Origin of the sequence: Frigoribacterium sp. SL97, assembly GCF_026625765.1 — a bacterium.
Taxonomy (GTDB): domain Bacteria; phylum Actinomycetota; class Actinomycetes; order Actinomycetales; family Microbacteriaceae; genus Frigoribacterium.
Genome location: NZ_CP113062.1, coordinates 1,118,274 through 1,143,016, shown reverse-complemented (window position 1 = coordinate 1,143,016; position 24,743 = coordinate 1,118,274). Strand labels below are relative to the sequence as shown.

Annotated in this window: 18 protein-coding genes; 6 read left to right on the top strand and 12 right to left on the bottom strand. The window is 72.2% G+C overall.

Going from position 1 to position 24,743, the window contains the following annotated elements; translation table 11 throughout:
* The first annotated feature begins 22 nt into the window (after positions 1-22).
* Positions 23-1,690: a glycosyltransferase family 39 protein gene (locus OVA02_RS05510; protein ID WP_056048895.1), complete on the top strand. Its 1,668-nt coding sequence runs from the start codon at positions 23-25 to the stop codon at positions 1,688-1,690.
* Between the two features lie 75 nt (positions 1,691-1,765).
* Here OVA02_RS05510 and OVA02_RS05505 read toward each other — a convergent pair whose 3' ends face one another.
* The 7 genes from OVA02_RS05505 to rsmI all read right to left on the bottom strand — a co-directional run bounded on the left by OVA02_RS05505 (position 1,766) and on the right by rsmI (position 8,790).
* Positions 1,766-2,704 (bottom strand): 4-(cytidine 5'-diphospho)-2-C-methyl-D-erythritol kinase, encoded by a 939-nt coding sequence (locus tag OVA02_RS05505; protein ID WP_159827195.1) that lies wholly within the window; start codon positions 2,702-2,704, stop codon positions 1,766-1,768.
* Positions 2,705-2,717: 13 nt separating this feature from the next.
* On the bottom strand, positions 2,718-3,332 hold the full coding sequence (locus OVA02_RS05500) for a hypothetical protein (RefSeq protein ID WP_056048896.1): 615 nt from the start codon (positions 3,330-3,332) through the stop codon (positions 2,718-2,720).
* A 3-nt stretch (positions 3,333-3,335) separates the two neighbouring features.
* The gene (rsmA, locus tag OVA02_RS05495) at positions 3,336-4,238 is read right to left on the bottom strand and encodes a 16S rRNA (adenine(1518)-N(6)/adenine(1519)-N(6))-dimethyltransferase RsmA (RefSeq protein WP_056048901.1); all 903 of its coding nucleotides are present in this window, start codon (positions 4,236-4,238) and stop codon (positions 3,336-3,338) included.
* Entirely contained in the window at positions 4,238-5,215 is a 978-nt protein-coding gene (locus OVA02_RS05490; RefSeq protein ID WP_082460596.1) for a TatD family hydrolase, read from the bottom strand. The genes rsmA and OVA02_RS05490 overlap by 1 nt, the downstream gene beginning before the upstream one ends.
* On the bottom strand, positions 5,212-6,780 hold the full coding sequence (gene metG, locus OVA02_RS05485) for a methionine--tRNA ligase (RefSeq protein ID WP_056049295.1): 1,569 nt from the start codon (positions 6,778-6,780) through the stop codon (positions 5,212-5,214). The genes OVA02_RS05490 and metG overlap by 4 nt, the downstream gene beginning before the upstream one ends.
* Before the next feature lie 96 nt (positions 6,781-6,876).
* Positions 6,877-7,869, bottom strand: a complete 993-nt coding sequence (locus OVA02_RS05480) for an NADP-dependent oxidoreductase (protein ID WP_082460597.1) — start codon at positions 7,867-7,869, stop codon at positions 6,877-6,879.
* A 93-nt stretch (positions 7,870-7,962) separates the two neighbouring features.
* Entirely contained in the window at positions 7,963-8,790 is an 828-nt protein-coding gene (rsmI, locus tag OVA02_RS05475; RefSeq protein ID WP_056048904.1) for a 16S rRNA (cytidine(1402)-2'-O)-methyltransferase, read from the bottom strand.
* A gap of 46 nt (positions 8,791-8,836) precedes the next feature.
* Here rsmI and OVA02_RS05470 point away from each other — a divergent pair, with 46 nt between their 5' ends.
* From OVA02_RS05470 to OVA02_RS05455, 4 genes are all read left to right on the top strand, one after another.
* A complete protein-coding gene (locus OVA02_RS05470; protein ID WP_082460598.1) occupies positions 8,837-10,576 on the top strand; it encodes a dolichyl-phosphate-mannose--protein mannosyltransferase in 1,740 nt (579 codons plus the stop codon).
* 119 nt (positions 10,577-10,695) lie between these two features.
* Positions 10,696-11,988: an O-acetylhomoserine aminocarboxypropyltransferase/cysteine synthase family protein gene (locus tag OVA02_RS05465; protein WP_056048907.1), complete on the top strand. Its 1,293-nt coding sequence runs from the start codon at positions 10,696-10,698 to the stop codon at positions 11,986-11,988.
* Between the two features lie 6 nt (positions 11,989-11,994).
* Positions 11,995-12,561, top strand: a complete 567-nt coding sequence (locus OVA02_RS05460) for a CoA-binding protein (protein WP_056048910.1) — start codon at positions 11,995-11,997, stop codon at positions 12,559-12,561.
* A 111-nt stretch (positions 12,562-12,672) separates the two neighbouring features.
* Positions 12,673-13,593, top strand: coding sequence for a sulfurtransferase (locus tag OVA02_RS05455; protein ID WP_056048914.1), 921 nt, complete (start codon positions 12,673-12,675; stop codon positions 13,591-13,593).
* Positions 13,594-13,696: 103 nt separating this feature from the next.
* Here OVA02_RS05455 and OVA02_RS05450 read toward each other — a convergent pair whose 3' ends face one another.
* From OVA02_RS05450 to OVA02_RS05430, 5 genes are all read right to left on the bottom strand, one after another.
* Positions 13,697-15,655, bottom strand: coding sequence for a thioredoxin domain-containing protein (locus OVA02_RS05450; RefSeq protein ID WP_267659383.1), 1,959 nt, complete (start codon positions 15,653-15,655; stop codon positions 13,697-13,699).
* Between the two features lie 17 nt (positions 15,656-15,672).
* Positions 15,673-16,857 (bottom strand): bifunctional 2-methylcitrate synthase/citrate synthase, encoded by a 1,185-nt coding sequence (locus tag OVA02_RS05445; RefSeq protein WP_056048917.1) that lies wholly within the window; start codon positions 16,855-16,857, stop codon positions 15,673-15,675.
* A gap of 85 nt (positions 16,858-16,942) precedes the next feature.
* Positions 16,943-17,860, bottom strand: coding sequence for a DMT family transporter (locus tag OVA02_RS05440; RefSeq protein ID WP_267659382.1), 918 nt, complete (start codon positions 17,858-17,860; stop codon positions 16,943-16,945).
* A gap of 25 nt (positions 17,861-17,885) precedes the next feature.
* Entirely contained in the window at positions 17,886-18,995 is a 1,110-nt protein-coding gene (locus OVA02_RS05435; RefSeq protein ID WP_056048923.1) for a cell wall-binding repeat-containing protein, read from the bottom strand.
* Between the two features lie 139 nt (positions 18,996-19,134).
* Positions 19,135-20,742 carry a long-chain-fatty-acid--CoA ligase gene (locus tag OVA02_RS05430; protein ID WP_056048924.1) on the bottom strand — a complete coding sequence of 536 codons (1,608 nt, stop codon included), beginning with the start codon at positions 20,740-20,742 and terminating at the stop codon, positions 19,135-19,137.
* A gap of 98 nt (positions 20,743-20,840) precedes the next feature.
* On the opposite strand from OVA02_RS05430, the gene hrpA reads away from it, so the two are divergent.
* Complete coding sequence (gene hrpA / locus OVA02_RS05425) at positions 20,841-24,731, top strand: ATP-dependent RNA helicase HrpA (RefSeq protein WP_056048927.1); 3,891 nt, start codon at positions 20,841-20,843, stop codon at positions 24,729-24,731.
* Positions 24,732-24,743: the final 12 nt, after the last annotated feature.

Sequence of the window (24,743 nt, the reverse complement as noted above, 5' to 3'; positions counted from 1 at the left end):
TCCGAGAGGGGGAAGAGACGACATGACGAACCTCCTGCATCCGGCCGACGGTCGATCGACCGCGCCCACTGTATCCACGACGCCCGGGACCGGCCGCAGCACGGCCCTCACGCGCCTCCGGCACTGGCGTCATCTCGACGCCGTGCTCGTCGGCCTGCTCGCCGCGTTGCTGTCGGGCGCCTTCCTCTGGGTGCCGTCCGTCTGGTACGACGAGGCCGCGACGGTCATCTCGGCGACGCGCAGCTGGGGCCAGCTCTGGCAGATGGTCCAGACCGTCGACCTGGTGCACGCCACGTACTACGCGTTCATGCATCTGTGGTTCGACGTCTTCCCGTACTCGCCGATCTCGCTCCGGGTGCCCAGCACGATCGTCACGGGGCTCGCCGCCGCGTTCACGGTCGTGCTCGCCCGCACCCTGGCCGACCGCCGGACGGCCGTCGTGGCGGGCCTGCTGTTCTGCCTGATCCCCCGCGTGACCTGGATGGGCGGCGAGGGCCGTTCGTACGCCTTCTCGGCGATGTTCGCCGTCGCCCTGACCCTCGTCCTCGTCACCGCCTCGCGCCGGACCGCCCAGGTCGGCGAGACCCGCACCCGGGCCTCGGCCGTCCGCTGGTGGGTCGCCTACGCCGTGCTCGCCGTCGTCTCGGTTCTCTTCTTCCTGTACGTCGCCTTCGTCGTGGTGGGGCACGGCGTCACCATGCTGGTGCAGTGGCGACGCGAGCGCCGGCTCCGCGCCTCCTCGGGGTCGGTGGCGACGTCGCAGGACGCCGTGGCGTCGACCCCGCTCGTCGGCGCACCGCACGGAGCACGCGGTTCGTTCCTCGGCTGGTTCGCCGGTGCGGCCGTCGCCGGACTCGCGAGCCTGCCCGTCGTGTACTTCACGTCCGAGCAGAGCGGCCAGGTCGGCTGGCTCGACCGGCCGAGCTTCGCGACGATCGACCAGGTGCTGACGACGCAGTGGTTCTACCAGAACGACCGTTTCGCCGTCTTCGGCTGGATGCTGGTGCTCGCCAGCCTGGTCGTCGTGGTCGCCGGTCTCGTGCCCCGTGCCCGGGGACTGGCCGAGGTCGTCCTGCCCTGGATGATCGTGCCCACCGTCGGCCTCGTGGGCGTCTCGCTCGTGACCGAGCCGCTCTACTCGCCCCGCTACCTGACCTTCGGCACCCCGGCCGTCGCGATCATGATGGCCGTCGCCGTGGCCGCCATCCCTTGGCGGCGGGTGATCGCCCTCGTCCTGCTGGTCGCCGTGGTGCTCACCGCCCCGACCTACGAACGTCAGCGTCAGCCCGAGGCGAAGGACTCGGCCGCGTGGAACCAGGTGGCCGACCTCGTGAGCGAGCAACGGGCGCTCGAACCGGCCGGGACGGCCGAAGGCGTCGTCTTCGGCCCCGTGCGTCGACACCCGAAGGCCACGTCGCGCATCATCGAGAACACGTACCCCGCGGCGTTCGAAGGGATGTCGGACTTCACGCTCGAGACCCCCGCGGCCGAGACCGGCGGGCTGTGGGAGGTCCAGCACCCGCTCGAGGACGTCATCGACCGCACCGACGACCTCGACGTCGTCTGGCTGATCACGAGCGACAAGCAGGACTGGAGGCCCCGGGTCACCGCGGACCTCGCCGCCAAGGGCTTCCACGTCGCCGACGAGTGGCACCTCACCCGCACGAACGTGCTCAAGTACGAGCGCTGAGCCCGCGAGACCCCGGGGCGTCGCCGAGCCCCCCTGCGCGCGCGGGGGGGCTCGGCGACGCCCTGGGGCCCGGGCCTAGTCGGTGACGACGCGGGCGCCGTGGACCGGGCCCGTGGCGCGGACGACCGTGAGACGGGCTGCGCTCAGCGCGATCTGCAGCTCGAGAGCGCCGTCGAGGTCGGGTGCGAGGAACGCCACCGTCGGGCCGGAGCCCGACACGATGCCCGCGAGGGCCCCGTTGCCCTCACCGAGCTCGAGGACGTCGGCCAGGCCCGGCTGGAGGTGCAGGGCGGGCGCCTGGAGGTCGTTGTGCATGGCGTCCGCGAGCATGCCCGGGTCGCCCGCCCGGAGTGCCTGCAGGACGCCGGCGTCGACGACGGGGTGCCGCACCGAGCGGATCTCGCCCTGGTGCCGCAGACGGTGCGCGTCGAGTTCGTCGTAGACGCGCGGCGTCGAGAGGCCGACGTCGGCCACGGCCAGGACCCACTGGAACTGCCCCTTCGCCAGGGCCGGGCTGAGCTCGTCGCCGCGACCGGTACCGATCGCGGTGCCCCCGGCGAAGGCGAACGGGACGTCGGCACCGAGTCGGGCCGAGAGCCGCAGGAGTTCGTCACGACCGACGCCGGTTCCCCAGAGCGTGTCGCACGCGAGCAGCGTCGCGGCGGCGTCGGCCGATCCGCCCCCCATGCCGCCGGCCACGGGCACCGCCTTGTCGACGGTCAGGGCGACGCCGCCCGTGTAGCCGGTCGTCTCGGCCAGCAGGCGGGCGGCCTTGATCGCCAGGTTGGACCCGTCGGTCGGCACGCCCGACACGTCGATGGACGGGCCACCCGTGACGCTGACCGTGAAGTCGTCGGCGCGACGCGCGCGCACGTCCTCGTAGAGGGAGACGGCCTGGTAGGCGGTCGCGAGGTCGTGATAACCGTCGTCCTGCAGGTCACCGACGGCGAGGAAGACGTTGATCTTGCCCGGCGCACGCGTGTGGACCACGGTCGGGGCGGCCACGGACGTCATGCGTCCAACCTAGTCAGTTCTGGCGATCACTCATGACGCCGAACGCCCGCGTCAACCCCTCTTTCACGGGCTGCACCCGTTCGGGCAGGCGCAGGCTGCCCTGCGTCAACGACACCGAGCACTTCGGACCGGCGGTCGACACCACCTGGAGGCGCAGCGTGTCCCCGTGCGCGAGGGTCCAGTCGGCGGTCGGACGCGTCGCGGACCGGGCGACGACCTCGGGCGGACCGCCGGCGTACCGGGCGAACCGGTCGACGGCGAGGTCGAACAGTTCGAGCGGTGCACCCCTCAGGCTGCGGCCGACGGTGACCGCGTAGCTGCCGTCGGGCTGACGCCCCGGCGGCTCGACGCCGCGTTCTTGTTCGTAGCGCACCGTGATCCCTTCGGCCCACCACGGCACGACCTCGAACTCGTCGACCAGGAGGCGCGAGATCTGCTCGTGGGACAGTCGCGCCGCCCCCGCGGCGTCGAGCCGTGCGAACCACTCGGCCGCACCGCGTCCGGTGCCCGACCCGAGCCGGGCGTCACTGAGCCGCTGCTCACCGTGCCCGCGCTCGTCACCGCCACCGTCCCTGCCCCTGGCCCTGCCGGACGGCGCGCCGTCGGGGCCGTTCTTGCGTCGGGGCACGGCTCAGCCGGCCTCGCCCTCGTCGGCGTGCAGCACGGCGGCGACGGACGCCCCGGCGAGGGCGTCGACGTCGCTGACCCGGGCCACGGCGAGGAAGTCGTCGACGGTGAGCTGCTCTCCCCGCTGGGTCGGGGCGAGTCCGGCACGCTCGAGAGCCTCGGAGGCGGCGGCGGACGACCCGTAGAGGGAGGACAGCGACTGGCGCAGCATCTTGCGTCGCTGCTGGAACGCGGCATCGACGAGGGCGAAGGTCGCCCGACGCTCGAGCTCGCTGCCGCGGGCCGGCTTGCGGTCGAACGCGACGAGGATGCTGTCGACGTTCGGCACGGGCCAGAACACCTGGCGGCTGACCTGGCCCGCGGCCCGGAACTCGCCGTACCACGCCGCCTTGATGCTCGGGCCGCCGTAGACCTTCGAGCCGGGCTCGGCGGCCAGGCGCAGACCGACCTCGGACTGCACCATGACGAGCCCGTGCTCGAGCCCGCCGAAGTGCTCGAGGAAGTGCAGGAGCACCGGCACGCTGACGTTGTACGGCAGGTTCGCCACGAGGTGGGTGGGTTCGTCGGGCAGGGTCGTCACGCGCAGGGCGTCGTCGACGACGACGGTGAGGTCGGCCGCCGGCTGCAGCTGCGCGACGGTCTTCGGCAGCTGTTCGGCGAGGCGCTTGTCGATCTCGACGGCCACGACCTTGGCACCCGCCTCGAGCAGGCCGAGGGTCAGGGAGCCGAGCCCGGGGCCGATCTCGACGACGGTCATGCCCGCCGAGACACCCGACGCGGCGACGATGCGACGCACGGTGTTGGCGTCGTGGACGAAGTTCTGCCCGAGCTTCTTGGTCGGCTGCACGCCGAGGAGGTCGGCGAGGTCACGGATCTCGGCGGGGCCGAGCAGGGTGGCGCGCGACATCAGCCCTCGACCGTCACGGGCTCGCTGTCCCAGCTGCCGTAGACCAGTTCGGTCGTCGACGAGATCTGGGCCGCGAGCATGGACACGTCGGTGCCGATCGTCTCGGCCATCGACCGCAGCGTGAAGGGGATCAGGTACGGCGCGTTGGGGCGACCGCGGTAGGGCACCGGCGTCAGGTAGGGCGCGTCGGTCTCGACCATGATCAGGTTGCGCGGCAACTGCACGAGGGCGTCGCGCAGGGGCTGGGCGTTCTTGAACGTCACCGTGCCGGCGAAGGACGCGTACCAGCCGTTCTCGGCGAGGATGCTCGCCAGCTCGGGCCCGCCGCTGAAGCAGTGGAAGACGGTGCGTTCGGGAGCGCCCACCTCGAGCAGCAGGTCGACCACGTCGTCGTGGGCGTCGCGGTCGTGGATCTGCAGGGCCAGGCCGTGGCGCTTGGCGATCTCGATGTGGCCGCGGAACGCCTCGAGCTGGGCCGCCCGACCGTCGTCGCCGGTGCGGAAGAAGTCGAGCCCGGTCTCGCCGACGGCGCGCACGCGCGGCCTCGCGGCGAGCCCGTCCAGTTCGGACAGCGCCTCGTCGAGGGTGCCCGCGGCCGCGAGGGCCGGGGCCTCGTTCGGGTGGATGGCGACGGCGGCGAGCACCCGGGGCTCGCGGCTGGCGATCTCGGCCGACCAGCGGGACGTCTCGAGGTCGGTGCCGACCTGCACCACGCCGCGCACGCCCACGGACGAGGCCCGGTCGAGGTGCTCGCGGTAGTCGAGGGGGCCGTCGCCGTCGTCTCCGACGCCGTCGGCGATCTCGAGGTGCGTGTGGTTGTCGTAGACCGGCACGACGAGGGGCTGGGGAGGCGCGGGGTAGGTCAGGTCGCGCTTCTGGCCGTCCGCGCCCGACGAGCGGTGGCGGACGTGCGTCGCCGGGACTCCGTCGGCCGGCCCGGAGGTCGCGCCGCCGCCACCGGACGTGTCGTCGCTCATGCCGCGGGCTCGGGCTGTTCGATGCGCGGGAAGAGACCGGCGGCGAGCGGCTGGACGTCGGGAGCGCTCGACCACTCGGCCGCACGATCGACGGGCTGGCTGGTCAGCTCGCCCTGCCCGATCGACTGCCACAGGGTGCGCGTGGCCGTCGGGATGAACGGCGACAGCAGCACGGTGAGGGTGCCGAGACCCCGCAGCGCGGTGGCGAGGACCGTCGCCAGGCGCTCGCGCTGCGACTCGTCCTTCGCGATGGCCCAGGGCTCTTGCTCGGTGATGTACCCGTTCAGCTGGTCGACCAGTTGCCAGATGGACGCGAGCGCCTCGTTGATGGCGAACCGGTCGATCGCCGCGTCGGCCTCGGCCGTGACCCGCAGTTCGGTCTCGCGGACGGCCAGGTCGGCCTCGGTGAGGTCGCCGGCGACGGGCACGGTGCCGTCGAAGTAGCGGGTGATCATGGCCACGACGCGTGAGGCCAGGTTGCCGAACCCGTTGGCCAACTCGGCCTGGTAGCGGGCCGCGATGTCTTCCCAGCTGAAGTTGCCGTCCTGACCGAAGGTGATGGCGCGCATGAAGTAGTACCGGAACGCGTCGGCACCGAAGACGTCGGTGATCTGCTGAGGGGCGATGCCCGTGAGCTTCGACTTCGACATCTTCTCGCCACCGACCAGCAGCCAGCCGTGGCCGAAGACGTTCTTGGGGACGGGCAGCCCGGCCGCCATGAGCATCGCGGGCCAGATGACGGCGTGGAACCTCACGATGTCCTTGCCGACGAGCTGCACGGCCGGCCAGCGACGCCGGAACTCGTCGTCGTCGACGCCGTAGCCGATGGCCGTGACGTAGTTGAGCAGGGCGTCGAACCACACGTAGACGACGTGCTTCTCGTCCCAGGGCACCTTGACGCCCCAGTCGAAGCTCTGTCGCGAGATCGACAGGTCGCGCAGACCCTGCTTGACGAACGAGACGACCTCGTTGCGCACCGAGTCGGGCTGCACGAAGTCGGGCTGGGCCTCGTAGAGGTCGAGCAGTCGCTGCTCGAAGTCGCTCATGCGGAAGAAGTAGTTGCTCTCTTGCAGCACCTCGACCGGGATGCTGTGGATCGCGCAGACCTGCTCGCCCTCGTAGGCGCCGGTGCCGGGCACCAGGTCGCTCGGCTGCTTGTACTCTTCGCAGCCGACGCAGTAGAAGCCCTCGAACTCGCCCTGGTAGATGAAGCCGTCGTCGTAGAGCTTCTGCAGGAACTTCTGCACGCCGGCCTCGTGGCGGGCGTCGGTCGTGCGGATGAAGTCGTCGTTGGCGATGTCGACGGTCTCGAGCAGGGGCTTCCAGGACTCGGTGACGAGCTTGTCGGCCCACTCCTGCGGGGTCACGCCGTGGCTCGTGGCCGTGCGCAGGATCTTCTGACCGTGCTCGTCGGTGCCAGTCAGCAGCCAGGCGTCGTCACCCCGCTGACGGTGCCACCGGGCGAGCACGTCGGCTGCGACCTCGGTGTAGGCGTGACCGATGTGCGGCACGTCGTTGACGTAGAAGATGGGCGTTGCGATGAAGAAGGAGTCGCCGGCGGGCATGGGGACCATCTTAGGTGGGGGCACCGACGTGATGACGCGACCCGCGCCTCCTGCGTCCGCCGCCGGGGACGAGGAGGCGCGGGTCGCGTCGACCGGTCAGGTCGCGTCGTGCTCCTCGGTGCGGTCGTCGGAACCCGCCCGCTCGCCGGCGTGCTCGCCCGGGTACTCGACGACGTCCATGCCGAGCACGTACTTGCCCCGGGCGTGGCCGTCCTCGAGGTCGCGGTAGGCGTCCTTGACGTCGTCGAGGGGGAAGATCCCGTCGATCGGCACCATGATCTTGTTGGTCGAGATCAGCTCGAGCAGCTCGGACAGCACGGCCTGCGACGTCGCCTGGGCGCTGCCCTCGGCCTTGATGCCGTGCTGCTCGACGGCCGCGAAGTCGATGATCGTGTCGATGCGCTGCGGCGCGACGCCGAGCTCGAGGGCGTACCCGACGTTGCCCTGGCCGAAGCAGTCCACGAACGCGTCCACGCCCTGGGGGGCGGCCTCACGGATGCGGTCGACGACGCCGTCGCCGTACTCCACGGGCGTGACGCCGAGCTGCCGCAGGAAGTCGTGGTTGCGCTCGCTCGCGGTGCCGATCACGGTGAGCCCGCCGAGGACGGCGAGCTGCGACACCATCACGCCGACGCCGCCGGCCGCGGCCGAGACGACGATCGTGTCGCCCTCGGTGGCCTGCACGGCACGCAGCGCGGCGTAGGCGGTGGGTCCGGTCACGCTGATGCTGCCCGCGACCTCCCACGCCACGTTCTCGGGCTTCGCCACGAGTTCGTCGTGGTCGACGACGACGAACTCGGCGTGCGACGACCGGTTGGCCCACCCGACGACCTCGTCACCGACGGTCCACTCGTCGACCCCCGCACCGACCTCGTCGACCACGCCGGCGAAGTCGGTCCCCTGCCCCGACGGGAACGCCGCGGGGAACGCGTCGTGCATCAGTCCGGCGCGGATCGCCGCCTCACCGGGGTTCAGGCCCGCCGCCTTGACGGCGACCACGACCTGGCCGGCACCCGCCTCGGGCTTCGCCACCTGTTCGACCTTCAGCTCGTCGATGTCGCCGTACTGCTCGAAACGGACCGCCTTCATGTCGTACCTCCTGCTCGTGGTGGGCCGCGCCTCCTCCGGGCACGCGCCTCCTCCGAGCTTGCACCCGCCGGGCTGGGCGGGGTACGCCACGCCCTACGCGCGGGGCGGGCGGGCGGCGAGGGCGGCCTGGTAGAGGTCGCGCCTCGACAGACCCGTGGCGGCGGCCACGTCGGCGGTGGCCTCTTTGAGGCGGGTGCCGTCGGCGACCAGGGCCTGCACCTGCGCGAGCCCGGCGGCCAGGTCGACGACGCGTTCGGGGGCGCCCTCGACCACGATGCAGATCTCGCCCCGGACGCCCTCGGCCGCCCACTCGGCGAGCTCGGCCGCGCTGCCGCGGCGCACCTCTTCGTGCAGCTTCGTCAGCTCACGGCAGACGACCACGCGGCGCGTGGCCCCGAGAGCGGTGACCAGGTCGCCGAGCGAGTCGGCCAGGCGGTGGGGCGACTCGAAGAACACCATGGTGCGGCGTTCGTCGGCGAGCGCCCCCAGCACGCGCAGACGGTCGCCCTGCTTGCGCGGCAGGAAGCCTTCGAAGCTGAAGCGGTCGGTGGGCAGTCCCGACACGGCGAGCGCGGTGAGCACCGCGGACGGGCCGGGGATCGCCGTGACGGTGACGCCCGCGGCCGCGGCGGCCTCGACGAGCGGGAACCCGGGGTCGCTGATGGCGGGCATGCCGGCGTCGGTGAGCACGACCACGTCGGAGGCGCGGGCCAGCTCGACGATCTCGCCCGCCTTCTCGCGCTCGTTGTGCTCGTGCAGGGCGATGAGGCGGGGGCGGTTCTCGACGCCCAGGGCGCGCATCAGGTGGATCGCCGTGCGCGTGTCCTCCGCGGCGACGACCTCGGCGTTCGACAGCGTCTCGATCAGGCGACGGCTGGCGTCGCCGAGGTTTCCGATGGGGGTGGCGGCGAGCACGATCACCCGCCCATTGTCCCCCGGTCCCGGACCGCCCACTTACGATGGCCCGATGACGACCGGGCCCGAGCGCGAATTCGACGCGCTCGTCGAGGCCGGCACCGCGCCTCCTGCCCGTCCGACGGCGGGCGAGCCGGGCCTCGCGTCGGCCGACCCGCTCACCGACCGGGTGACCGTCCCGCCCGTCGGCACCCCGGTCGACGACGCGACCGCGGCCCACGCCCGCGAGGCTCCCCCGACCCGGCTCGACGCCTGGTGGGGGCGCGTGCTGCGCACCCCGGTCAGGAGGCGTGTCTGGGCCTGGGCGGGCCCGCTCGCGGTCACGCTGCTGGCCGCGGTGCTGCGCCTGTGGCACCTGAACTCCCCCGCGACCCTCGTGTTCGACGAGACGTACTACGTCAAGGACGCCTGGTCGTTGTTCAACCTCAGCTACGAGGGGTCGTGGCCGGCCGACTACGACCCGACCTTCGCCGCGGGCGGGGTCGGCGGGTTCCTCGCGGCACCGTCGTTCGTGGCGCACCCGCCCCTCGGCAAGTGGCTTATCGGCCTCGGCATGGCGGCGGTCGGTCCCGAGAACCCGGCGAGTTGGCGCATCAGCACGGCCGTCGTGGGCATCCTCGCGGTCGCCCTGGTCGCCGTCATCGGGTCGTTGCTGCTGCGATCGACGCTGCTCGGCACGCTGGCGGGGTTCTTCCTGGCGATCGACGGGCACGCGATCGTCATGTCCCGGGTGGCCCTGCTCGACAACTTCGTCATGTTCTTCGGCCTGCTGGCCTTCGGGGCGGTGCTGCTCGACCGCCGGCAGAGCGCCCGCCGGCTCGAGGCCTGGCGGGCGAGGAGGCGCGGTGCCGGTCGCGACATCGCCTGGGGCCCCGCCCTGTGGGCGCGTCCCTGGCTGGTGACGGCCGGCCTGCTGTGCGGGCTGGCGACGGCCGTGAAGTGGAACGGCCTGTACTTCCTGGCGTTCTTCGCGGTCTACACGGTGGTCGTCGACATGGTGGCGCGCCGCCGGGCCGGCGTGGAGTTCTGGCTGTCGGGCACCCTGTTCAGGCAGGCACCGGTGAGCTTCGTGCTGACCGTGCCCGTCGCCGTGGTGGCCTACCTGGCGAGCTGGACCGGCTGGTTCGCGACGTCGGGCGGCTACTACCGCAGCTGGGTCGAGGACGGCGGCACGCGGTGGACGGGAGCCCTGGCGTGGGTGCCCGACGTGGTGCAGAACTTCTGGCACTACCAGGCGGGCGTCTACGGGTTCAACGTCGGCCTGCACACCCCGCACGCCTACCAGGCGAACCCGCTCACCTGGCTGCTGATGCTGCGACCGACGAGCATGTACTACCAGGGGTTCGACGAGGGCCAGGGCGGCTGCGACGTGGCCCGGTGCGGCGAGGCGATCACCTCGGTCGCGAACCCGTTGATCTGGTACGCGGCGGTCGCGGCCTGCCTCTACCTCGTCTACCGCGTCGCGCGGTACCGCGAGTGGCGGTACGGGGCGATCCTCGTCGGCGTCGCGGCGGCCTACCTGCCGTGGCTGGCGTTCACCGACCGGACTGTGTTCCAGTTCTACACGATCGCCTTCGAGCCCTACCTCGTGCTCGGCCTGGCCGCGGTGCTCGGCATCGTCCTCGGCCGACGCACCGACGACCGGTCCCGGCGGCTGAGCGGCATCGGCGTCACGGCGATCGTCGTCGTGGTCGCCGTCGCCGTGTCCGTCTTCTTCTACCCCCTGTGGACGGCGCAGCTGGAGGACTGGGAGTTCATCCGGCTGCACTACTGGATCCCCAGCTGGAAGTAGGCGTCGGAGCCGCCGTCCGCCGACCGACGGCTCCTCCCCCGCAGGAGGCGCGGGTCGGCCGTGTTCCGCCGTGTGACGTCCCGGGTCCCCGCGTGACGACCAGCGGCTAGCGTGGGGGCATGGCAGATCGTGAGTACGGCTTCCGCACGCGGGCGATCCACGCGGGCAACATCCCGGACGCGGCGACGGGGGCACGGGCGCTGCCCATCTACCAGACCAGCGCCTTCGTGTTCGACGACACCGACGACGCCGCGGCGCGGTTCGCCCTGCAGAAGTACGGCAACATCTACAGCCGCCTCGCCAACCCGACCACCGCCTCCTTCGAGGAGCGCGTCGCCAGCCTCGAGGGCGGGCTCGGCGCCGTCGCGACGGCGAGCGGCCTCAGCGCCCAGTTCGTCACGTTCGCCTCGCTGGCCGGCGCGGGCGACCACATCGTCGCGAGCGCGAACCTCTACGGCGGGTCGATCACGCAGCTCGACGTCACCCTGCGTCGCTTCGGCGTCGAGACGACCTTCGTGCAGTCCTCCGACCCGGCGGACTACGCCGCCGCCATCCGTCCCGAGACGAAGCTGGTCTTCGTCGAGACGGTCGCGAACCCGTCCGGCGAGGTCGCCGACCTCGAGGGCCTGGCCGACGTGGCCCACTCGCACGGCCTGCCCCTGATCGTCGACTCGACCATCGCCACGCCCTACCTCAACCGTCCGATCGAGTGGGGTGCCGACGTCGTCGTGCACTCGGCCACGAAGTTCCTCGGCGGTCACGGCACCACGCTCGGCGGCGTCGTCGTCGAGTCCGGCCGCTTCGACTGGGACAGCGAGCGGTTCCCGCTCTTCGACCAGCCCGTGCCGAGCTACGGCGGGCTCAACTGGTCCGGCAACTTCGGCGAGTACGCCTTCCTCACCCGGTTGCGCGCCGAGCAGCTGCGCGACATCGGCCCGGCCCTCGCTCCCCACTCGGCTTTCCTGCTCGCCCAGGGGGTCGAGACCCTGCCGTTCCGCATGCAGGCCCACGTCGACAACGCCCGCCAGGTCGCCGAGTGGCTCGACGCCGACCCGCGCATCGAGCGCGTTCGCTGGGCCGGCCTGCCCGGGCACCCGCACCACGAGCGCGCGGCGAAGTACCTGCCGAAGGGCCCCGGCTCGGTCTTCACGTTCGAGCTGAAGGGCGGTCGTCCGGCCGGCAAGACCTTCATCGAGTCGGTCGAGCTCGCCAGCCACCTCGCCAACATCGGCGACGCGAAGACGCTCGTCATCCACCCGGGCTCGACCACCCACGCCCAGCTCAGCGAGCAGCAGCTCGTCGACGCGGGGGTGCTGCCTGGCTCGGTGCGCATCAGCGTCGGCATCGAAGACCCCGACGACATCATCCACGACCTCGACCAGGCGCTGGCCGCGGCGACGAAAGGCGAGTGACCCGACGTGACCGACACCGTCACCACGCAGCTGACCAACGGGCTGACCTGCGAGCTGCCCGCGTCGTCTCCCCTGGCCAAGCTGCTCAAGTCGCAGCGGACGTGGGTCGGCCCCACGGCCCGCGAGCGCCAGGCCATCCTGCGCTCGGCGAAGAGCGTCGCCGTCGTCGGTGCCTCGCCCAACCCGAGCCGGTCGAGCTCGTTCGTGGGCACCTACCTGCAGCAGTCGACCGACCTCCGCGTCTACTTCGTCAACCCCCGAGCCGACACCATCCTCGGCCAGAAGGCCTACCCCGACCTGGCCTCGCTGCCCGAGGTGCCCGACGTCGTCGACGTGTTCCGCAAGGCCTCCGACATCCGATCGGTCGTCGACGACGTGCTCGCGATCGGCGCGAAGACGATCTGGGTCCAGCTCGGCATCTACGACGAGGAGGCCGCCCGGTACGGCGAAGAACAGGGGCTCACCGTCGTCATGGACCGCTGCATGAAGGTCGAGCACGCCCGGTTCAACGGCGGGCTCAACCTGATGGGCTTCGACACCGGCGTCATCACCGCGAAGAAGGCCGGTCGCTGACACGACCGTCGGGGCGGGTCGCGGTTTCCCCGTTCGTCGAGGCGCACACGTTGTGACGCTTCATTGCGGACTCAGGGTCCGATGTCACCGGTCGGCGTTACCGTGGCCCGCATGGCACCCGTCCTCACCTCACCCGTCGTCTCGACACAGTGGTTGGCCGACCACCTCGGCGCCGACGACCTGACGATCGTCGACGCGACGGTGCTCGTCGACCTCGATCTCGACGTCGACCTCGACGTCGATCCGGGTCGCGGCGTCGGCCCGGGTCGTGGCGACGGCCCGGCGGCCCTCACCACGGGCCGCGACGGGTTCGAGCGAGACGGTCACGTCCCCGGGGCGGTCCTCGCCGACCTGCTCGTCGACTTCAGCGACCCCGGCTCCGACCTGCCCTTCACCCGGCCCGGGGTCGACCGTTTCCAGGCCGCGGCGGCCGCGCTGGGCGTCTCGAACGACAGCACGGTCGTCGTGTACGACACGGTCGACGGCCGCTGGGCGTCCCGCCTGTGGTGGCTGTTCCGCGCCTACGGGCACGACGCCGTGGCGGTGCTCGACGGCGGGTGGTCGCAGTGGCTCGCGCAGGGCAAGCCGTACGACCTCGGCGACGTCCTGCCGACGCCCGCCCCGTTCGTCGCGACCGAACGTCCCGACCACTGGGTCGACAAGGCCTTCGTCGAGTCCGTGGTGGCGGGCGACGAGAGAGCGGCGCTCGTCTCCGGTTCGCCCCGCGACGAGTTCGACGGCACGTCGAGCCCGTTCACCCGCGCCGGGCACATCCCCGGCAGCGTCAACGTACCGGCCGAGACGCTCCTCGCCGACGACGGCACGCTCGCCCGCGACCCGGTCCTCCGCGACCGCCTCGCCGTCGTGCCCGACGAACCGCGCACGGTCGTCTACTGCGCCTCGGGTGTGTCGGCCAGCGTCGACGCCCTCGCCTTCGCCGTCCTCGGCCGCTCGGACGTCGCGGTGTACGACGGTTCGCTCGCCGAGTGGGTCGCCGACCCGGCCGCACCGCTCGTGCCCGCCGCCGCCTGACGCCCCCGCCCGGCGCCCCGCACGGTTCACCCGCCGGGCGCCCCCGCCTGGCGCCCCTACCCGGTGCGTCGCCGGTGCCTGGGAGATCGACGCGGTCGTGTCGTCACCCCTCGAGCAGCAGTCCGTCGAGGTCGCCCACGGTCGTGACCGGCAGTCGGCAGACGAAGTCGCGGCAGAGGTACGCGGTGGGGACGCGCCCGGGGGCCGAGCGACCCGCGAACAACTCGAAGCCCGCCTGCTCGAAGGCGACCAGCGCCTCCTCGTCCAGCACGGCGACGACGCTGCCCGGGCGGACGACGCTCCGTGCCCGCCGGGCGAGGCCGTCGTCGGCGCGGTCCGTCGGGGACGGCTCGACCACGACCAGCTGCGTCAGCGGGGCCTCGAGCTCGACGAGCAGCCCGAAGGCGGCACCGTACGCGAGCGGGTTGTCGAGGGCCGAACCGGCCACCTCGGCGACGAGCCGTCCGGCCACCGACCGGTAGCGCGCCTCCCCGGTGAGCTGGTGGAGGGTGAGCGCGGCCGCCGCGACCGCACTGCGTCCCGACGGGTAGGCACCCTCGCTCGGGTCGCTCGACAGGGCAACGCCCTGCGAGACCAGCACGGGGTCGCCACCCGACGGGGCCGCGACGACCCGCGGGTCGGCGTCGTCGAGCAGGCAGGCGTCGACGAACGACCGCGCGGCGACGGCGTACCGGGCCTCGCCCGTCGCGAGCGAGAGGGCCAGCAGGCCGGACGCGAACAGGCCGTGGTCCTCGAGGGTCGCCACGGCGTCCGACACGGTCGACCCGACGGAGGCGCGCAGCAGACGACCATCGTCGGTCACCTGACGCGAGAGCAGCAGGTCGGCCGCGCCGCGGGCGGTGCGCACCCAGTCGGGGCGGCCGTGCCGTGACCCCGCCTCGGCGAGCGCCGCGATCGCGAGGCCGTTCCAGCCGGTGAGCACCTTGTCGTCGACGGGCGGCGGGTCGAGGGCCGCGCGGCCCGCGGCGTCCCTCCGGTAGTAGCCGCCCTCGTCACGGACGCCGTCGATCGTGCTCTCGCTGTCCTGCGCCGAGCCGAAGGCCCCGTCGGCCGTGCGCAGTCGGGAACTCAGGAAATCGGCGACCCCGGCGGCGACCCGGGCCGGATCCGAGCCGATCTCCTGAGTTGCCGACGTCGGCGCGGGGCCCGGGGCCGGGGCCGGGTCGAGCACCGAGAGCCGCGAGTAGGCCAGCAGCAGCTGGGCGTTGTCGTATAGCATGCGCTCGTAGTGGGGTTCTGACCAGTCGCGTCGGACCGCGTACCGGAAGAACCCGCCCTCGACCGGGTCGCGCAGCGGCGACGCGGCCATGCGGGCGAGCGTCCGCGACACGAGTTCGAGCGCGCCGTCGTCCCCTCCCGCGCCGAGGGCGAGCAGCGCCAGCTGGGCCGGCGCCGTCGGGAACTTCGGGGCCCCGCCGAAGCCGCCGTGCTCGCGGTCCTCGTGGGCGACGAGCCGGGCGACGGCGTGGGCGAGCTCGGGCCGTCCCGGCAGGGCGACCCCGGCACCGGGACCAGGAGGCGCGGTGCCGGTGACCGACGCGGGCCCCGCAGCCAGCGCCTCCTGCACCGCCGACGCGGTCGCGTCGACCTCGGACCGCCTGGTGGTCCAGGCGTCGGTGACGGCGTCGAGCACCTGTCGGAACGACGGCCGACCCTGCACGGGCACCGGCGGGAAGTACGTGCCGGCGTAGAACGGCCGACCCTCGGGCGTGACGAAGACGGTCAGCGGCCAGCCGAGCCCCTCGGTGAAGGCCGAGGCGGCGGCCAGGTAGCTGGAGTCGACGTCGGGGTGCTCCTCGCGGTCGACCTTGACCGAGACGAAGCCCGCCGAGAGCTGGGCAGCGACCTCGGGGTCGGAGAAGCTCTCGCGCGCCATCACGTGGCACCAGTGGCAGGTCGAGTAGCCGATCGACACCATCACGGGCACGTCCCGCTCGACGGCCTCGGCGAACGGCCCCGTCCCCCAGGCACGCCACTCGACGGGGTTGTCGGCGTGCGACCTGAGGTAGGGGCTGACGGCGTCTCGCAGCTGGTTCGGCATGCGGGCCACGGTAGGCGTCAGCGCGCGGGGACGTCCCTCAGGGGTGCGCCGTCGTACTCGCTCAAGGGGCGGATGAGCGAGTTGGCCTCGCGCTGCTCGATGACGTGGGCGCTCCAGCCGAGGACCCGCGACGCGACGAACAGCGGCGTGAAGACCGGCGTCTCGAACCCCATCAGGTGGTACGCCAGCCCGGACGGGTAGTCGACGTTGGGCTTCAGGCCCTTGCGCTCGAACACCGTCGCGGCGACGACGTCGTAGGTCTCCTTGAGCCCGTCGACCCGGTCGTCGCCCCGCTCGCGGGCCCGGTCGACCAGACGGCCGAGGGCGTCCTCCATCGTGGGAACCCGGCTGTCGCCGTTCTTGTAGACCCGGTGCCCGAATCCCATGATCTTCTCCTTGCGCGCGAACGCCTCGTCGAGCCAGGCCACGGCCCCGTCGGCGGGGCCGACCCGGTCGAGCAGCTCGAGCGCGGCCTCGTTGGCGCCGCCGTGCAGCGGGCCCTTGAGCGCCCCGATCGCGCCGACGATCGAGGAGTGCAGGTCGGACAGCGTCGAGGCGACGACCCGGGCCGTGAAGGTGGAGGCGTTGAACGAGTGCTCGGCGTAGAGCGTCATCGAGGTGTCGAACGCGTCCACGTCGAGCGGGTCGGGCTCGCGGTCGAACACCTGGTGCAGGAAGTCGGCGCTGTAGCCGAGGTCGTCCCGCGGCGGAACCGGCGGCAGGTCGTGGCGGCGCCGCTGGTCGTAGGCGATCACGGCGGGCAGCACGGCGAAGAGGTGCGTGGCGAGTCGACGCGTATCGGCGACGTCGTAGGCGCCCGCACCCGTCGTGGGTTCGGGCCGGGCGGCGCCGATGGCGCTCACCGCGGTGCGGACGACGTCCATGGGGTGCGCCGAGGTGGGGATCAGGTCGATGAGGTGCTGCAGCCCGGGGGCCAGCGTGCGGTGCGAGCGCAGCTCGGCGTCGAAGTCGCGTCGCTCGTCGACGGTCGGCAGGTCGCCGTGCAGCAGCAGCCAGGCGACGTCCTCGACGTCCCGCTCGGCGGCGAGCTGCTGCACCGGGTAGCCGCGGTAGAGCAGCGAGTTGCTGGCCGCGTCGACCTTCGAGACCGCCGTCCGGTCGACCGTGACGCCGGCCAGGCCCTTGTGGATCTCGGGACCGTCGGAGGCGGCCGGGGCGGGTGCGGTGATGGTGTCGCTCATGTCACTCCTTCGTGATGAGGCGGGCCCGCCGGAGCGGGCCGGTCGTGCCGGGACGGGGCCGCGACACGATCGTCGAGGCTCCACTCTAGGTGGCGACCGCCTCGGGACGGGAGGGGCGGACAGGTCTCGTCAGCACGATCGAGACGACACCCGCCAGCACGAGGGCGAGGCCGATCCAGCCCGGCGGCTCGAGCCGCTCGCCCACCACGAGCACCGCCAGCAGGGTCGCGACGAACGGTTCGAGCAACGTCACGGTCGTCGCCCGAGAACTCGACACCGTGCGCAGGCCGTGGCCGAAGAGGAGGTAGGCGACGAACATCGGCCCGATCGCGAGGTAGGCCGTCGCCCCCACGGAGGCGCCCGACTGCAGCATCGGACCCCCGGTCGCCAGCAACACCGGCAGCAGGAGCACCGCACCGAGGCCGAACTGGGCCGACACGGCCCCGCGCGACGGGTGACCCTCGGCCATGAGCCGAGCCGCGGTGTAGGTGTACGTCGCGTAGGCGAGACCCGCGAGGACGCCCAGTGCGATGCCGAGCGGGGCGGACCCGGGGGACGCCGCCGTGCCCGCCTGACCGTGCTGCCCGGTCGCCGCGAGCACTCCGACGCCCACGACGGCCAGTGCCGCACTCGCCACCCAGCGGGGCTCGAGGGGACGCCGCCGGCCGGGCGGGTCGAGCAGGCGTTCGAGCAGCGCCGCGAAGACGGGCGCCGTCCCGAGCGAGACCACGTTGCCCACGGCGACGCCGGCGAGCGACATGGACGAGTAGAACGCCAGCGGGTAGACCACGACGCCCAGTGCCCCCGGCACGAGCCAGCGCCACGCCGCCGGGCCACCTCGCAGGGCGGCGCGCGTGGCGCGGGGGGCCGTGAGCGCCAGCAGCAGGCCGCCGACGCACATCGTCGCGGCGCCCGTGGCGAGCGGGCCGACGTCGCCGGGAAGAGAAGACGCCACCGTGCCCGTCGTGCCCCAGAGGAGCGCGGCGAGCACGATGGCGATCATCGTGCGAGGGTACCGACGGCGCGGGTCAGGTGCGCGGCGGGCCCGGGCAGTAGTTCAACGCGGCCGCGTTCTCGGAGACGGCGGCCGTGCCACCGATCGTGACGACCTTCTCGGACGCGAGGCCCGCGATGAGGTCCTCGGCGTAGTAGTTCGTGCAGCCGGGCGCGGTGAGGAGCACGGGCGACTTCTCGGCACCGGCGACCGCGGCGATCGCGAGGGCGTCCGGGAAGTTCTGCCCGGAGGCGAGGTACACGGTGCCCGAGTCGTCGGTACGGGGGACGTCGCCCGTCGCGTCGCTGAAGGCGAAGAACGACACGAAGGCCGAGGTCTCGTAGCGGTCCTGGCCGGCAAGCAGGGCGACCTCGCCCGGGAACTGCGCGTCGAGATCGGAGACGATGCCGTCCGAGATGACCGCGGGGCCACCCACGACGGCGACGGACTCGACGCCGAGCGATTCGAACAGGTCCGACGTGGGCTGGTCGACCCCGTCGGCGGTCCCGGGGACGAGCACGACCGCGTCCGGCGCACCGGTCGAGTCGGTGCTGCCGGCACCGGCGGCGGCACTGGCGCTGACGGCGTCGGGGAAGTTCAGGCCCGAGGTGACGAAGGCGCGGTAGACGCCGGTCTCGGCGAAGAACGCGTCGACGACGGCCCGCGAGGTCGCGTAACGGTCGGCGCCCTGGACGCGATCGACCGTCGCCCCGGTGATCTTGCCGATCTGGGTGGCGACGGCGGGCGACACGGCGTTGACGCCACCGATGACGACCACGTTCCGCGGCTTGAGGGCGACGAGGCGGTCGGCCACCGACGACGGGAGGGCGTTCGGAGCCGTCAGCAGGAGCGGCGCCTCGATCAGCGCGGCGGCCGGAGCGGCGCTCAGCGCGTCGGGGAACTGCACGCCGTTCGCGATGATGACCGTGCCGGCACCGTCCGGGTAGGCCCGGCCGGCGATGTCGGCGGCCGTCGCGAAACGGTCGGCGCCCTGGTAGCGGTCGAGGGCGGGGGCCGCTGCCGCGGAGGCGTCGGACCCGGTGAAGGAACCGGTGGCGGGTTCGGCGGTCGCCGCGGTGACGCCTGCCAGGCTCAGGGCGACGAGGCCGCCCACGGCGGCGGTGACGCCGAGGACTCGGGACATGGAAGGGTTCACGGGGGTCCTGTCAGATCGGGCTGAGGTTCTGCTGTGAGGCTAGAAGCCCGATCGTCCGCCCGGCAGCCCCCGTCCGGGCAGCCCCCGTCCTGGTGATCCCCGTCCGGGGGGTGCCCTCGCGACCCGGTCAGCGGGGCGCCGCGGCTCCCTCGCCGACCCCGGTGACGGCGGCCGAGAACCGGTCCACGAGTTCGCGCTTGAGGACCTTGCCGCTGGGGCCGAGCGGCAAGGCGTCGAGGACGTGGACCACGCGGGGGTACTTGTAGGCCGCGATCTCGTCGGCGACGAAGGCGACCAACTCGTCGGGGGTGGCCGTGGCCCCGTCACGGAGGACGACGGCCGCCTCGATCTCCTGCCCGTGGAGTTCGTGCGCCACGCCGAAGACGGCCGCCATCGTGACGTCGGGGTGCTGCGCGAGGACCTCCTCGACCTGCCGCGGGTACACGTTGTAGCCGTTGCGGATGATCATGTCCTTCGTGCGGTCGACGATCGTCAGGTAGCCGTCGTCGTCCTTCGTGCCGAGGTCGCCCGTGCGGAACCAGCCGTCGACGATCGCCTTCGCGGTGTCCTCGGGCCGGTCGAGGTAGCCGTTCATGAGGTTGTGCCCACGGATGACGAGTTCGCCGATCTCGCCGTGCGGCAGCAACACGATCGAGTCCTCGACGTGCTGGTCGGCGATCTCGACGTCGACGCCCCAGATCGGCGTGCCGATGGTGCCGGGCCGCGGTGGCACCCCGACGTGGTTGAAGGTGGCGACGGGCGAGGTCTCGGTCAGCCCGTAGCCCTCGTGGATCGGGGCGTCGTACACCTGCTGGAACTTCTTGAGCACCGCGAGCGGCAGCGACGCCCCGCCCGAGACGGCGTAGCGCAGCGGTGGGCGCGCCTCGCTGCGGGTGGCCGCGGCGATCAGGGCCATGTACATCGTGGGCACGCCCATGAACACCTCGCAGCCGTGCTCGACCATCGCGGCGAGCGCGGCGTCGCCGTCGAACTTCGGCAGCATGACGATCGTCGCGCCGACCCGGAACCCGGTGTTCATCGTGCAGGTCTGTCCGAAGGTGTGGAACAGCGGCAGGGCCCCGAGCAGCACGTCGCCGCGATGCATGTCGAACGTCGTCATCAGGTTGGTGTTGACCTGCTCGATCAGGGCGAGGTGAGACCCTTCGGCCCCCTTGGGCTGGCCCGTGGTGCCGCTCGTGTAGAGGATCGTGGCGGTGTCGAACGGGTCGCGGGGCACGTAGGTGTCGAGGGGTGCGGCGGCCGCGGCGAGGTCCTCGAGGCGGTCGGGCCCGTCGTCCTCCTGGCCGGCAGGAGGCGCGAGCACGGTCAGGACGTCGACCCCCGCGAGCTGCGCTCCCGCGCCTCCTTCACCGAGCAGCGGTGCGGCGCAGACGAGCAGGCGGGAGCCGCTGTCGCGCAGCACGTACTCGATCTCGTGTCGCTTGAGGAGGGCGTGGACGGGCACGGCCACCGCGCCGAGCGCGAGCGTCGCGTAGTAGACGCGGGGGAAGTCCGCGACGTTCGGGACGAGCATGGCGACCCGGTCCCCGGGGCCGACGCCCCGGGCGCGGAGGGCCCCGGCGTAGGCCAGGGTCTGCTGCCAGAGCTCGGCGTAGGTGGTCGAGGTGGGCCCGACGATGACGGCGACGTCGTCGGGGAACCGGCCGGCCGACTCGGCGAGGATGGCCGCGACCGACGCGGTGGCGTGGCCTCGGGGGCTGGGTGCTGATGACATGGTGTCTCTCCGTCTCCGTTGACGTGCGGTCTGCCGCGATCCTACGACGCGCCACCCGTTGCCCGGTCCGGCCCCGGGCGGCTTACGATGGAGGGCTCATGATCCCCACCATCACGTATCCCGCCGAGCTGCCGGTCAGCCAGAGGCGCGACGACATCGCCGCGGCGATCCGTGACAACCAGGTCGTCATCGTCGCGGGCGCCACCGGTTCGGGCAAGACGACCCAGCTGCCCAAGATCTGCCTCGAGCTCGGCCGGACCAAGATCGGCCACACCCAGCCGCGCCGCATCGCGGCCCGCACCATCAGCGAGCGCATCGCCGAAGAACTCGGCGACGAGGTCGGCGGCGTGGTCGGCTACCAGGTGCGGTTCACCGACAAGGTCGGTGCCGACACGCAGATCAAGCTGATGACCGACGGCATCCTGCTGAACGAGATCCACTTCGACCGCGAGCTCGAGCGCTACGACACGATCATCATCGACGAGGCCCACGAGCGCAGCCTGACCATCGACTTCCTGCTCGGGTACCTCAAGCAGCTGTTGCCCCGCCGCCCCGACCTCAAGCTCATCATCACGAGCGCCACGATCGATCCCGAGTCGTTCTCGAAGCACTTCGGCGACGCGCCCATCGTCGAGGTCTCGGGTCGCACCTACCCGGTCGAGGTCCGCTACCGACCGCTCGTGGACGACACCACGAGCGACGACGACGGCGACCTCGACGACGACGACCGCCCCGCGGGTCGCCAGGGCGACCGTCAGGAGGCGCGGGCCGGCGACCGCAGGCAGCGCGCCGACGACAAGGACTACCTGCAGGGCATCAACGAGGCCCTCGACGAACTCGCCCGCGAGTCGAGCGGCGACGTCCTCGTCTTCCTCAGCGGAGAGAACGAGATCCGTGACGCCGAGGAGAGCATCCGCGGCCGCAACCTGCCGTTCACCGAGGTGCTGCCGCTGTACGGCCGGTTGAGCGCCGCCGACCAGCACCGGGTCTTCCAGCCCAGCACGACCGCGGGCACCAGGCGCCGCATCGTCCTCGCGACCAACGTCGCCGAGACCAGCCTCACCGTGCCCGGCATCAAGTACGTGATCGACGCCGGCACGGCCCGCATCAGCCGCTACTCGACCCGCGCCAAGGTGCAGCGCCTGCCGATCGAGGCCATCTCGCAGGCGAGCGCCAACCAGCGGTCGGGCCGCTCCGGTCGCACGAGCAGCGGCATCGCGATCCGCCTCTACAGCGAGACCGACTTCGAGAAGCGCCCCGAGTTCACCGAGCCCGAGATCCTGCGGACCAACCTCGCCGCGGTCATCCTGCAGATGATCTCCCTGAACCTCGGCGACATCGCCGCCTTCCCCTTCCTCCAGCCGCCCGACTCGCGCGGCATCAAGGACGGACTCGACTTGCTGCGCGAGCTCGGCGCCGTCACCCAGGGCGGCCAGATCACCCGGGTCGGCAAGCAGCTCACGCGACTGCCGATCGATCCGCGCCTCGCCCGCATGGTCGTCGAGTCCAAGACGCAGGGCACGACGCGCGAGGTGCTCGCCATCGTCTCGGCCCTGAGCATCCAGGACCCGCGCGAGCGGCCCCTCGAGCGGCGTGCCCAGGCCGACGAGAAGCACTCGCGCTTCCGCGACCCCAAGGGCGACTTCCTCACGCTGCTCAACCTGTTCGAGTACCTCGAGGACAAGCAGAAGGAGCTCAGCGGCAACGCCTTCAAGCGTCTGTGCCGCGACGAGTTCCTCAACTACCTGCGCATCCGCGAGTGGCAGGACGTCTACCGCCAGCTCAGCCGCGCGGCCAGGCCCCTCGGGCTGCACATCGGCGAGCGCAGCGCGAACCCCGACGGCGTCCACCGCAGCCTGCTGGCCGGCCTGCTCAGCCAGATCGGGCTGTTCGACCCGCAGAAGAAGGACTTCGTCGGCGCCCGCCAGACGAGGTTCCTGATCTTCCCGGGCAGCAGCCTCGCGAAGAAGCCGCCGGCGGCCGTGATGACGGCCGAACTGGTGGAGACCAGTCGCCTGTTCGCCCGCGTCGCCGGCTCGATCGACCCGGCGTGGGCCGAACCGCTGGCGCCCGACCTGGTCAAGCGCAGCTACGGCGAACCCCACTGGGAGAAGAAGCAGGGCGCCGTCGTCGCCTACGAGCGCGTCACGCTCTACGGGGTGCCGATCGTCGAGCGACGACGCATCCAGTTCTCGCGCATCGACCCGGCGTACGCCCGCGAGCTGTTCATCCGGCACGCGCTGGTCGAGGGCGACTGGGAGGGGCACCAGGCGTTCGAGCAGAAGAACCGGCAGCTCATCCGCGAGCTGACCGAGGTCGAAGAGAGGACGCGTCGCCGCGACATCCTGGTCGACGGCGACGCCGCGTTCGAGTTCTTCCAGCGGCGCATCCCGGCCGACGTCGCGAGCATGCGCGACTTCGAGGGCTGGTGGCGCAAGGCCAAGGTCGACACGCCCGACCTGCTCACCATGACCGCCGCCGACCTGCTCGGGGACGACGAACCCGACGTCGACGAACAGGGCTTCCCGAGCACGTGGCAGCAGGGCGACCAGACGTTGACCCTGCGCTACAAGTTCGAGCCGGGGGCCGACGACGACGGCGTGACCGTGATCGTTCCGCTGCCGCTGCTGCCGCGCCTCCGTCCGGTCGGCTTCGACTGGCAGGTGCCGGGGTTGCGCGACGAGCTCGTCACGTCGCTCATCAAGTCGCTGCCGAAGCAGATCCGCAAGAACGTGGTGCCCGCCGCCGACTGGGCGTCGAAGATCACGGACGAGCTGCCCGACGCACCACCGGCCGACGTCGACGAGCCGTTCACGGCGACCGTGGCCGCGGCGATCAAGAAGCTCACCTACACGCCCGTCTCGACCGACGACTTCGACCTGCACCGCGTGCCCGCGCACCTGCGGGTCACGTACGCCGTGGTCGACGAGCGGGGCCGCACGGTCGGGGCCGACAAGGACCTCGACGCGCTGCAGCACCGGCTGCGCGACGCCACGCGCGACAGCGTCGCGCGCGTCACGCAGGGCGGCGGGCGCGACGAGCGAGGCCGGGGCCGGGGTCGCGGACGAGGAGGCGCGGGGGGCGACGCCACGCCCGTCACGCCTCGCCCCACGAGCTCGATCGAGCGCGAGGGCCTGACGTCGTGGGACTTCGACGAGCTCCCCGCGGTCGTCGACACCCGCCACGGCGACACCGTGATCCGGGCCTACCCGGCGTTGGTCGACCACGGCGACTCGGTCTCGATCACGTTGATGGCGACGCCCGCCGACCAGGCCCTCGCGACGCCGAAGGGCGTGCGGCGCCTGCTGATGCTGGCGACCCCGTCGCCCGTGGCCTACGTGCAGCAGCACCTGACGAGCGCCGAGAAGCTCATCCTCGCGACGAGCCCGTACCAGAACACGTCGGCGCTCTTCGCGGACTGCCTCGTGGCCGTCGTCGACGACGTGCTGTTCCGCGTGAAGCCCGACGGCATGGTGATGACGAAGAAGGAGTTCCTCTCGACCCGCGACCGGGTCTCGGGGGCCGTGATGGACCAGATGTTCCAGACCGTCTCGCTCGTCGCCCGCACGCTGACCGCCGCCCGCGACGCCGACAAGGCCCTGAAGGGTGCGACCTCGATGACCCTGCTCGCGGCGCTGACCGACATGCGGCAGCAGCGGGATCGCCTGATCCGTCCGGGCTTCGTGTCGCAGACCGGGCTCCAGCAGCTCCAGCGCGTGCCGGTGTACCTCGTGGGCATCACGAAGCGCACGGCGAAACTGCTCGAGAACCCCGGGCGGGACCGCGTCTGGCTCAGCGAGGTGCAGCAGGCGACCGAGCGGTACGAGGCCGCGGGCGGGACGTTCCCGCCCGCCGACACCGCGCCTCCTGCACTCGTCCGCGCCCGGTGGATGATCGAGGAGTTCCGCCTCAGCCTGTTCGCACAAGACCTGCGGCCGAGCGAGAGCGTCTCGCTGCAGCGCATCGTCAAGGTGCTCGCCTCCGCCTGAGCGCCTGCCGCC